5 protein-coding genes are annotated in these 6,996 nt (G+C 70.4%); 4 read left to right on the top strand and 1 reads right to left on the bottom strand.

Annotated features, from left to right (window positions below):
* The 3 genes from VGD44_RS18830 to VGD44_RS18820 form a co-directional block, all read left to right on the top strand.
* On the top strand, window positions 1-514 hold a 514-nt coding region (locus VGD44_RS18830), incomplete at its 5' end, for a helix-turn-helix transcriptional regulator (protein ID WP_331089912.1).
* 84 nt (window positions 515-598) lie between these two features.
* On the top strand, window positions 599-1,534 hold the full coding sequence (locus VGD44_RS18825; RefSeq protein WP_331089911.1) for an Lrp/AsnC family transcriptional regulator: 936 nt from the start codon (window positions 599-601) through the stop codon (window positions 1,532-1,534).
* A gap of 67 nt (window positions 1,535-1,601) precedes the next feature.
* Entirely contained in the window at window positions 1,602-1,946 is a 345-nt protein-coding gene (locus VGD44_RS18820) for a hypothetical protein (RefSeq protein ID WP_331089910.1), read from the top strand.
* Here the strand turns inward: VGD44_RS18820 and VGD44_RS18815 are convergent.
* Entirely contained in the window at window positions 1,943-5,269 is a 3,327-nt protein-coding gene (locus tag VGD44_RS18815; protein WP_331089909.1) for an amidohydrolase family protein, read from the bottom strand. The genes VGD44_RS18820 and VGD44_RS18815 overlap by 4 nt on opposite strands.
* A 164-nt stretch (window positions 5,270-5,433) precedes the next feature.
* Here VGD44_RS18815 and VGD44_RS18810 point away from each other — a divergent pair, with 164 nt between their 5' ends.
* Window positions 5,434-6,684, top strand: coding sequence for a serine hydrolase domain-containing protein (locus VGD44_RS18810; RefSeq protein WP_331089908.1), 1,251 nt, complete (start codon window positions 5,434-5,436; stop codon window positions 6,682-6,684).
* The last annotated feature ends 312 nt before the right edge of the window (window positions 6,685-6,996 follow it).

The raw sequence follows: 6,996 nt of genomic DNA, 5'->3' as shown, positions 1-6,996 counted from the left end.
GGGCCGCTTCGGGTCGTGGCGGCCGAACCGGGCGCTGGACGGCATCACCGCCGAAGGTCCCATCGACACCTACGGCGTGGGGGCCGCCATCGTCTGCCCGGTCTACCTGCCGGGCGGGGTGATCGGGGCGGTGATCTGGGCGACGCCCGACCCGGACGTCGACGTGGTGAGCGCGTTCGCCGCCCACGCCGGCGAGCTCCATCTCCTGGCGCTCCGTTTCGTCGCCACCTACGAGGATGCCGTCCATGGCGTCGACGAGCCGCCCGCCCGCCTGACGCGGCGCGAGATCCAGTGCCTCAAGTGGGCCGCCGCCGGGAAGACAGACGCCGAGATCGGCGAGCTCGTCGCCATCTCGCTTCCGACCGTCCGGTTCCACGTGACCAACGCCGCCCGCAAGCTGCGCGTCGCCGGCCGCTCGCAGGCGATCCAGCGCGCCGCCACACTCGGCTACATCGGCGGGGGCGCGCCCGTCGCGGCGTCAGGGCCGGCGCGGACCCGGCTCGCAAGCGAGTAAGGAGAGTTCTGGGTCGCCTCGGCGGGCGGGCTGCCCTAACGGAGGTCTTGCCCACCCGTCGGCCAGAGCGCAAGTAACCGGGCTATGGCCTCGCCCTCGCCGCGCGCATGGACCATCTCGCGCCTGTCGCTGAGCTTCACCCTCGACCAGGTGTCCGCAGGGCTCGCGGGGCTGAGTCCGCTGGACGCCCTGCTGGTGCTCGCCGTGAACCAGGCCAACATCGCGCCGCTGACCCGCGATCCCACCGCCCGCCAGGCCTACGGCGCGCTCCAGAACGCCGCGCCCGACGACGCGCGCCGGCCGGCCAGCATCAACGCCATCGCCAACTCGTTGGGCATCCCGTTCGAGACGACGCGGCGGCGGCTGAAGCGACTGGAGATCGCGGGCGTCTGCACCATCGTACCGGGCGCCGGCGTCGTGATCCCGGAGGCGTTCCTCACCTCACCCGCCTATTTCCAGAGCGTGATGGCGGCCCACGACCGGCTGGTGGGCTTCTACGGTCGGATGCTGGCGGGCGACCTTCTCGACCCGCTTCCGCCCACGTCCTACGACGTCGACGACGGGGTGCCCCTGCGCGGCGCCGCGCGGCTGATCGCAGACTATCTCCTGCGGGGCATCGACGGCCTGATGCGCGAAAGCGGCGACGCGGTCACCGCCGTCACGTTGCTGGCGACACTGGTCGCGGCGCTGGACGAGGTTCCCTGGCCGCCGGAGGCGGAGTGGGCCCTCGCCGCGGTCCCCTTCAGGTCGACGACCGTCGCCCACGTGTCGCGTCGCCTGGGCCTGCCCAACGAGACCGTTCGCCGCCACGCCACGCGGCTCATGGAGGCCGGGCTCTGCCGCAAGACGCCCGAAGGAGTCTCGGTCGCGCAGGACCTCCTTACCCGGCGACCGTTCCAGGCGCTGGCTGACGACCACGCCCATGCGGTCCAGCGCCTGTTCGCCGGCCTCGCCGAGCGCGGTGTCGTGGCCGCCTGGGAGCAGATGGGCGCGGGCGCCGCGCCCCGCCGACGCGCCTGACGCCAGCGGTTGCCGCCGCGGTCATAGCGACCTAGGTTCGACCCGTCACGCCAGCGGAGTCCTGCTCATGCGTCCGGTCCTGATCGCGCTCGGCCTTGCGGCCCTCGCCACGCCCAGTCTGGCCCTCACCGTCTCGCCGGCGCCGAACCGCGACCAGCAACAGCACCTGCGGCCCGCGCCCGCGCAGCAGGGCCTGGACATCCGCGACTCCTACCTGGGCGGCGGCGGCGGCCCGACGGGCCTGAGCTACGGCCAGGGCGCGCGGACCAACACCGACGCGCCGCGCTTCTACTACAACAGCCGCGACGCCTGGGGCCGCTTCAACGGCGTCATCCCGGCCGACGATCGCTTCGACACGCCGCGCGACCGCCAGACCGGATACGATCCCAGCCAGATCCAGCGCCGCCGCTAGGGCTGCTCCCACCAGTACGGCGCGCGCTTGCGCGAGCCGGTCACCACCTCGTCCATGGTCAGCGGGTCGTAGAGCCGGCCGCCCAGCATCACGCGGTGGACCTTCTCGCTGTTCCGGATGTCGGCCGTCGGGTCGGCGTCCAGCACCACGAGGTCGGCCAGCTTGCCGGCCTCCAGCGAGCCGATGTCGTTGGCCATGCCCAATGAGCGTGCCGGCACGATGGTGCCGGCCTGCAGCGCCTCCATCGGGGTCATGCCGCCGCGCACGAACGACCACAGCTCCCAGTGCGACCCGATCCCGTCGTGCTGGCCGTGCGCGCCGATCGAGACCGGCACGCCGCGCTTGGCCAGCTTGTGCGCCTCGCGCGCGCTCTCGTCGTCCACATAGTCCGCCTCCGGCGCGATGGGCCGGCGCGCGTTGTCGGCGCGCAGCTGCGCCGGCGGGATGTGGCGCTTCAGGATCGGCTGCTCGAAGACGTCGGTGTGCGAGCGCCAGTAGGGGTCGCCCGCCAGCCCGCCGAAGGTCACCACCAGGGTGGGCGTGTAGTAGGTCTTGCTGGCCGAGAAGAAGGTCAGCACGTCCTCGTAGAAGGTCGACAGCGGCACGTTGTGCTCGATGGTCGAGTTGCCGTCGGCGATGTGGGTCATGTCGAGGCCGAACAGCGCCCCGCCCTCGGCCACCACCTGCATCTCCTCCTGCCGGGCCGCGGCGGTCAGCTGCTGGCGCTGTTCACGGCGGGGCTGGTTGTAGTTCTTCACGCTGTGCGCGCCCTGGGCCTTCAGCCGCCGGACATGCGCGAGCGCGTCGTCGAAGCTGTCGATCTGGGCGTAGTTGCTGGCCTGCTTTGCGCCGTAGACCACCTCGCCGGTAGAGAAGACGCGCGGGCCGAGCGCGATGCCCGCCCGCTGCATCTCCTGAGCGACGAAGACCTCCGAGGCGCGACTGGACGGGTTGTGGATCGTGGTGGTGCCCAGCGCCAGGTTCACGATCATCGACCAGTTCTGCTGCGGGATCAGCTCGTCGACGCCGTACGGCCCGTGGGCGTGGGCGTCGATCAGGCCCGGGATTATGGTCTTGCCGGTCAGCTCCACGACCTTGGCGTCCGCCGGTACGGAGACCGCGCCCTTCTTGCCCACGGCCACGATGCGGTCGTCGCGCACCACGATCACCCCGTCGTCGATCACCCCGCCGTCGGCGGCGGCCATGGTCACGATCCGCGCGCCGGTCAGCGCCACGGTCCCGCGCGGCCGGTCGGCGGCGGTGTCCATCGACAGCGACACGCCGGTCTTCGGCGCCTGGAACTTTGGCGCGTTCTCGCCCGGAGGCGCCGACGGGAACAGGTCCTTGGCCGCGACGGTGTAGACCGTGCGCCCGAGGCTCCAATGCAGCTGCCCACCGCCCTGCGACCAGTGGATGAAGTCGGCCCCGCCGCTGGAGGCCTTGGTCACCGGCAACGGCCCGCCCTTCAGGTCGACAGCCACCTCCTGCGTCCCCGGCATCAGCGGCATCACGCTGACCTCGTAGTTCTGCCGGAAGGCGAACAGCTCGCCGTTCGGCGAGACGATGTAGTCGGCCACCAGCTCGCCTGCCGCGTGGACGCGCCTGGCCTCCCCGTTCAGGTCGGCGGACACCAGCTGCTGCTTGCCCTTGTCGGACCCCACCATGAACAGGCGGTCGTTCGAGGCCCCGAACTGCGGCGAGGCCATGCCCTTGGCCACGCGCACCGGCGCGCCGCCGGCCGTCGCCACCCGGTAGACTCCGCGATTGTCCGACCAGTCGCCCGAGGTCAGGCCGCCGCCTTCGCCCTTTTCGAAGACGATTGTCCTGCCGTCCGGCGAGAAGGCCGGGCGCGCGAAGTGCCCGGGCTGGGTGGTCACGTCCCGCGGCGCACCGCCCGCCGCCGGCACGACCCGGATGCGGCCCAGGTCCTTGTCGGTCCAGCCGACGAAGGCGATCTGCTTGCCGTCGCGCGACCAGGCCGGGAACAGCTCGAAGCCGTCGCCGCCCTTGGTGAGCCGCTTGGCCTCACCGCCCGCCATAGGCTTGATCCAGAGCTTGCCCAGGGTCTCGAACACCACCGACTTGCCGTCCGGCGAGACGGCGGCGAAGCGGGGCATCTTGGTGGTGAATTTGTCCGGCGAGACGGTGATCTGCGGGTGCGGCCCATCGATCACGCCGCGGGTGTCGTTCACCCGGAACGGGATCACCGCGCCGTTCTTCCCGTCGGCGTCGACGCGCCGGATCTTGCCGCCCGCCCAGAACACCACGCTCTTGCCGTCCGGCGTCCAGGCCATGTTCGGATAGACGCCGCTGACCGCCCACACCTCCTGCACGTCCTGGTCCAGGGCGTCGTAGACCTTTGTCTCCACGCCCGAGGTCATGTCCTTCACATAGAGCTTCGACTTGGCCTGCTCGCGGCGGACGAAGGCGATCTTCCTGCCGTCCGGCGACGGCGTCGGCCGCACCGACCCGCCGGCGCCCGACACGGCGGTCGTGACGTCGCCCGTCTCCAGGTCGTAGCGCTCGATGTGGAAGAGGTCGGTGTTGCTATCCTGCGCGTACTCGAAGATCGGGCCAGGCGTGACGTTCTTCGAGTAGAAGATGCTCTTGCCGTCGCGGGCGAAGATCGGCTCGCCCAGTTCCTTCTGGTGCTGCTCGTTCGGCCGCTTGACCAGCGCGACCCCGGCCCCGCCCGACACGTGGTAGAGCCACACCTCGCCGGTCCCCAGCGAGCGGCCCGTCGTGAAGTGCTTCTTGGCGGCGATGAAGCGGCCGTCCGGGCTCCAGGTGGGCTGGTTGAGGAGCCGGAAGTCCTCCTTGGTCACCTGCCGCTTGTCGGACCCGTCGGCGTTCATGATCCAGATGTTGTCGCCGCCACCCCGGTCGGAGGTGAAGGCGATCCGCTTGCCGTCGGGCGAGAAGCGCGGCTGCACCTCCCACGCCAGCCCCTCGGCGATCCGCGTCGGTGCTCCGCCGGCGATCGGCATCACATAGATGTCGCCCAAGAGGTTGAAGGCGATGGTCCTGCCGTCCGGGCTGACGTCGAGGTCGATCCACGACCCTTCGTCGACGTTGATGGGGACCTGGCGGATGGTCGCGCCGGGCGGGGCGTTGACGTCCCACTTCGCGGGCTTGGCCGGCGTGGCCGAGGCGCCCTGGGCCGAGCCCGGCCTCGGCGTGGGCAGCGGTTGCGGTTCGGCCGGCTTGTCGGCCTGGTTCTCCGGGCCTTGCGTCTTCTCGACCGGCGGCTGGGGCGGCGTCTGGGCATGGGCCTGGGTCAGGCCGACGACGGCCGCGAACACGCCCGCGAACTTCGATTTCATTGGGAACCCCGACTTGAAGGGCGGGCGATCTTGATCGCGCGCCGGACCGCTTTTTCTAGGCATGGTCGCGGGGAAGGAGAAGGGGGCGGCTTGCGCGTTGTAATCGATTGCGCTGCTCGCCGAGCCCGGCGAAGCTGGGTGTTCGTCGTTCACCGGATACGCCCATGCTCCGCAGGACCCTGCTCGCCGCCGCCCTGGCCCTCGTCGTCCCCGCCGCGGCACTGGCCGCCGAACCGCGCTGGGCGCCGATCAACGAGGCGCTGGACCCCTACGTCGAGCGCGGCGAGCTGGCCGGAATGATCACGCTGGCGCGCCACAAGGGCCGCGTGGTCCACGCCTCGGCGGTCGGCGAGCGCGACCTGGCCAGCGGCGCGCCGATGCGGATGGACACCATCGTGCGCGCCTTCTCCATGACCAAGCCGGTCACCGCCGTGGCGATGGGCGTGCTGCGCGACGAAGGCAAGTGGAAGCCCGAGGACCCGATCGCGAAGTTCCTGCCCGAGCTGGCCGGGCTCAAGGTCTTCAAGGGCATGGGCCCCGACGGCAAGCCGATCCTGGAGGCGCCGACGTCACCGCCCACCGTCGGCCAGATCATGACCCACACCGCCGGCTTCGCCTACGGGTTCGAGGCCGGCTACGTCGAGGACCTCTACCGCGCCAATCCCCCGATGCGCGGTCAGTCCTCCGCGGAGGTGATCCAGAAGATCGCCGCCCTGCCGCTCGACTACGAGCCGGGTGCGCGGTGGAAGTACTCGATCGCCATGGACGTCCAGGGCCTGATCATCGAGCGGATCACCGGCCGGTCCCTGCCCGACTTCATGCAGGCGCGGATCTTCGGGCCGCTGAAGATGGTCGACACCGGCTTCCACGTGCCCGTCGGCAAGCGCGATCGCTTCGCCGCTCTGTACGAGTGGAAGGACGGCAAGCTGCAGCCACCGTCCGCCGACGGCCTGTTCAGCTCGACCTACGACCGCACCCCGGGCTTCGCCTCCGGCGGCGGCGGGCTGGTCACCACCGCCTCGGACTATGGCCGCTTCGGCCAGATGCTGCTGAACGGCGGAACGCTGGACGGCGTGCGCATCCTCAAGCGCGAGACGGCCCGCGAGATCATGACCGCCCACCTGCCGCCCCAGATCGTCACCGGCGGCTTCGGCATCGGCAGCATCCAGCGGATCCGGCCGGGCTACGAGTACGGCTACAACGGCGTGGTGATCACCGATCCCGGGGCCGCCAAGGTGGCCATGGGCAAGGGCAGCTACCTGTGGGACGGCGCGGCCGGCACCTGGTTCTGGGTCGACCCCGAGAACCAGATCGTCTTCGTGGGTCTGGTCCAGCGCCTGATGGGCATGGGCTTCCCGCCCCTGCAACCGGTCAGCCAGGAGGCGGTGAAGCGGTCGCTGGCGGCCGACAAGTAGCGCCTGGTGCGGGCGGCCGGGATCGAACCGGCACTCTGCAAGCAGAAGCGGATTTTAAGTCCGCTGCGCTCCCGCAACTGATTGATTCAGTTTATTTTCGTTCAACCACCTAGTCCAGTGTGTAACGAAGTGTGCAAGTCGTTTAGGCGGGGCGCAAAGGTCGAACGTACGTCGCCGCACGCTAGGCACAGAGCTGGTTGGGAACGACTTACCCTTGTCCGCTGTCAGGAGACCCTAGATCGCGCATCTGTGGCGACACAGCTTGGCCGTTAGCCGAGCGACGACCCCCGAGTGTGTGAGTGGAGACGGTTC

Source organism: Phenylobacterium sp. (assembly GCF_036402295.1).
Taxonomy (GTDB): Bacteria; Pseudomonadota; Alphaproteobacteria; order Caulobacterales; family Caulobacteraceae; genus Phenylobacterium.
This window is presented reverse-complemented; position numbering and strand designations above follow the sequence as displayed.

Bases quoted from the DNA above. Each gene is read 5' to 3' on its own strand.
- VGD44_RS18815 (WP_331089909.1), bottom strand. From the start codon at position 5,269: ATGAAATCGAAGTTCGCGGGCGTGTTCGCGGCCGTCGTCGGCCTGACC.
- VGD44_RS18820 (WP_331089910.1), top strand. From the start codon at position 1,602: ATGCGTCCGGTCCTGATCGCGCTCGGCCTTGCGGCCCTCGCCACGCCC.
- VGD44_RS18810 (WP_331089908.1), top strand. From the start codon at position 5,434: ATGCTCCGCAGGACCCTGCTCGCCGCCGCCCTGGCCCTCGTCGTCCCC.
- VGD44_RS18825 (WP_331089911.1), top strand. From the start codon at position 599: ATGGCCTCGCCCTCGCCGCGCGCATGGACCATCTCGCGCCTGTCGCTG.